The 2,738-nt window shown below is 49.4% G+C and carries 4 protein-coding genes; 2 read left to right on the top strand and 2 right to left on the bottom strand.

The genetic code is table 11. The features are described 5' to 3' along the window. A partial coding sequence (locus NTV65_07065) for an NUDIX hydrolase (protein ID MCX6114957.1) occupies window positions 1–450 on the bottom strand: 450 nt, incomplete at its 3' end. An 87-nt stretch (window positions 451–537) separates the two neighbouring features. On the opposite strand from NTV65_07065, the gene NTV65_07060 reads away from it, so the two are divergent. Both NTV65_07060 and rpsN read left to right on the top strand, forming a co-directional pair. Beyond that, window positions 538–1,758, top strand: a complete 1,221-nt coding sequence (locus tag NTV65_07060) for an MFS transporter (GenBank protein ID MCX6114956.1) — start codon at window positions 538–540, stop codon at window positions 1,756–1,758. A gap of 146 nt (window positions 1,759–1,904) precedes the next feature. Further along, complete coding sequence (rpsN, locus tag NTV65_07055) at window positions 1,905–2,210, top strand: 30S ribosomal protein S14 (GenBank protein MCX6114955.1); 306 nt, start codon at window positions 1,905–1,907, stop codon at window positions 2,208–2,210. 75 nt (window positions 2,211–2,285) lie between these two features. Here rpsN and NTV65_07050 read toward each other — a convergent pair. Further along, on the bottom strand, window positions 2,286–2,738 hold a 453-nt coding region (locus NTV65_07050), incomplete at its 5' end, for a hypothetical protein (GenBank protein MCX6114954.1).

Below are 2,738 nucleotides of genomic sequence, written 5' to 3'. Positions count from 1 at the left end.
TACTACTATTGATTCATCATCATCCCCTACACAGAGAAACCTAAGATCAAAATGAAGGTGCTCAGGGTGCTCACGCAGAGCTGGAATCTTGTGGATATCGAGATCGAAGATTGCGTCATCGATGGGTACAATCGTAGAGAGGCCACTCTCTTCACGCGCCTCACGCAATGCAACCTGCTGTAGATCTAACTCTCCATCAGCATGACCCCCCGGCTGAAGCCAGCGGTCGAGTTTTCTGTGGTGCAGCAAAATAACCTTACTTCCGCAGCGACTCACTACCCAGGCCGAGCCGGTTAAATGGGCCGGAAAACAATCGCGCTCTGCGCAGCGTGGATTCGCCTCTACCAGCTCACAAATTTGACGGGCCGTAGCGCCGTCCTGCGTATCACAACCGTGATAGCTTTTAAGTTGCCGGATTAATTTTGTGCTGGCCACATCGGATTCGATCATGCAGTGCAGGTATACAAAACTACCATAACATAGAGCAAGAGATGCGTGACGTGTTGCGATACTAGGGAAACCAAGCAAATATAGTGTGTGCCTTTATCCTCCCTAGATGCCCCTACCGCTATAGAGACCGCCACGACCGTACGGCTGGAGCGCATACGCGCGGTCGCTACCGGTATATTCGAAAGTGCGCCTTCAACCTTCCTTCTTCTTATCCTAGTAAGGTGGTTCGACGGGACTAATGAGGATAAATCCATACTTGCTGCGGCCTATCAGAGTGGGCTTCTCTTTGCCCCCCTTTCGCTCTTTATTACACGTCGACTAGGGTGCTCTGTTCAGCAATCGTTCGCAATCCTTTTGGCACTCGCCTCTACCTCATACCTCTTGGCTGTTATTATTCCTGCGAAACAGGCCTTTATAGCATTAACCGGCTTCGGTTCTCTGCTCAATGCTGCCGGCGCACCCCTGCTTACAAGCATAATGAATAACAACTATCCGGCGGCACAGCGCGGAAAGATCTACTCGCAAAATAACGCTATCAAGATAGCCACCAGTATCATCTTTGGAACTCTTGCGGGATGGGCGCTATCAGGCAGACTTCAGTACTACCAAATTCTTATCGCTATCTACGCCGCCGCGCTCGGAGTTGGTGCGCTCCTGGTGTGGAGGGTCCCCAGATGTGGGGCCCCTCTGCAACCAACTCCGCTCCTTGAGTGCTTCTCTCACATCAAGGTCGATCGAATCCTAAGAAACACCCTAATCGCCTGGATGTTTCTCGGCTTTGGAAATCTCATGATGATTCCACTACGAGTTGAGTATCTTGCTAATCGTCGTTACGGGCTCAACCTGACCGAGGTCACTATCGCACTTCTGATCTCAACCATTCCAAATATTGCTAGGTTGTTTGCAAGCTCGTTATGGGGACACCTATTCGATAAGATGAACTTCTTTTCGCTGCGCATGGCTATCAATCTCTCATTTCTTTTGAGCGTACTCTCATTTTTTTCAAGTAGTAGCATCATCTCCCTTGCAATCTCAGCCGCTATCTTTGGATTCAGCACCGCCGGAGGAGATGTGGCATGGAGCCTCTGGGTGACAAAATTTGCCCCGCCCGGTAAGGTGCCAGACTATATGGCGGTACATACGTTTTTTACCGGGCTGCGCGGATTACTCGCCCCCGTTACTGCCTTTACGCTACTTGATTTCCTACCCCTACAAAGTCTGATGTGGTTCAGCGCCGCGCTTATGTTTATGGCGACCGTACAACTATTCTTTATACGCGAACGCGCCGCACGCGACAGCATCCTGTAAATTCAGGCAGTTACATGCTTTGCTATTTCCCTTCATAGCCTAGACATGAGCTAAAGTTATGATATCATTCACCGGCTTCTAAGGTAACACCCTGTGCACCTGAAGCTTTAGATAGTAATTCTAGTTCACTGTAGTTTTGGTAAAGTATGGCAAAGAAAAGTTCGGTCCTTCGTAACGAAAAGCGCAAAAAGATGGCAGCTAAGCAGTTCGCTCTTAGAAATGAGCTGCGTGCAAAGGCTATCGATATGAAGATATCTGATGAGGACCGTTATAATGCTCGCATGAAGCTGCAATCGCTCCCTCGTAACGGAGCTAAGGAGCGAGTCCGCAACCGTTGCCAAATTTCTGGTCGCTCACGTGGCGTATACAGCAAGTTCATGGTATCGCGTATCGTGTTCCGCGCAATGGCTCACCAAGGTCTTCTTCCTGGTGTTACCAAGTCAAGCTGGTAGTCAGACACACGCTAGCATTATAAGCGTTTCTCATATGGCGGCCCACAAGTTCAAAAGGCTTGTGGGTCGCCATAATTATTTGAGCGCACCGGTCTCGACTACTACGAGGTCCTTCTTTAGAGGATCTTCTAGCCCTGATGAGTATCTAGATAGCTCGGTAAAGGGTACTCCGATCTCCTGCTTAAATTTATCCAGGTTCTTCGCCTCAATAAAAACAACCGATCCTGCGGGCAGGGATTTATCAGCCATATAAAATGGCTTTCTCAAATAAAAGCTAGCTGAGTATGCCTCTGAGCCGAACGAGTAAAACCTCTCGCGCTGCGTGGGCCGCACAGCTTCTAAGAACTGCGTAGAGGAGAGCCACGCCGTAGGAGAGATCTGATACGTGCCGGGATCTACGAGCAAGAGGTAGGCTACAACCACTATCGTTATAATAGAAGCCGCTAACCTTGAGATCGCCGTACCACCAGCAACACTTTTAACGCCCCGCAACATCCATAACAAAGCTCCGACCGAGCAGATAATTAT

The organism is Pseudomonadota bacterium (assembly GCA_026390555.1).
Classification (GTDB): domain Bacteria; phylum Bdellovibrionota_C; class UBA2361; order UBA2361; family OMII01; genus OMII01.
This window is presented reverse-complemented; position numbering and strand designations above follow the sequence as displayed.